The sequence below is a fragment of the Kitasatospora sp. MBT63 genome, from assembly GCF_000710465.2.
Classification (GTDB): Bacteria; Actinomycetota; Actinomycetes; order Streptomycetales; family Streptomycetaceae; genus Kitasatospora.
In genome coordinates, this window is record NZ_JAIZ01000053.1 from 1 (window position 1) to 260 (window position 260).

Consider the following 260-nt stretch of genomic DNA (forward strand, 5'->3'; position numbering starts at 1 on the left):
CGGGGCTCGTACAGGCCCACCGCGCCGCCTCCCGGCAGGCGGAAGCCGGTCAGCCGTCCCCAGCGCAGATCGGTGACGGGCCGGGTGAACTCCACTCCCCTGGCAGCCAGGTCCGCCACGGTCGCATCCACGTCGTCGCACATCAGGTAGAGCTCGTGCGACTGAGGGCCGTCCGTCGGATGGACGGCGACCTCGGTCGGCGGGAGCTTGAAGATCAGCCAGCCGCCGCCCGCGTCGACGTACGGATACTCCAGCACGTC

The 260-nt window shown here is 71.2% G+C and carries 1 protein-coding gene; it reads right to left on the reverse strand.

Features of this window, described 5'->3' with window-relative positions; translation table 11 throughout:
* Positions 1-260, reverse strand: a 260-nt coding sequence (locus AA75_RS03695; protein WP_033818260.1) for a VOC family protein, incomplete at both ends; no start/stop codon positions are given.